At 44.5% G+C, this 229-nt stretch carries 1 protein-coding gene; it reads right to left on the bottom strand.

What is annotated here, in order from left to right; all coding sequences use genetic code 11:
* Positions 1 to 229, bottom strand: a 229-nt coding sequence (locus E4T71_RS09630; protein WP_245165741.1) for a Rib/alpha-like domain-containing protein, incomplete at both ends; no start/stop codon positions are given.

The raw sequence follows: 229 nt of genomic DNA, 5'->3' as shown, positions 1-229 counted from the left end.
GCAAGTCTCCTAGATTTGCAATAGATTTAGATGGATCTACTTCCTCACCTTGTTTAACGGTCTGATCTTGCGCTACTGGTGTGTTCTTATCCGCGTCGGTTAGTTCAGAAACTTTAACAGTTACTGGGACCTTATCCGTTGAACCATCTGGATACGTTACCACAGCTGTTGCTGGCTTATCTCCTGGTGTGGTTGTATCTACTGGTTCCTCAAAGCTTACCTTAGTACC

Origin of the sequence: Streptococcus sp. WM07 (genome assembly GCF_004570525.1) — a bacterium.
Classification (GTDB): domain Bacteria; phylum Bacillota; class Bacilli; order Lactobacillales; family Streptococcaceae; genus Streptococcus.
This window is presented reverse-complemented; position numbering and strand designations above follow the sequence as displayed.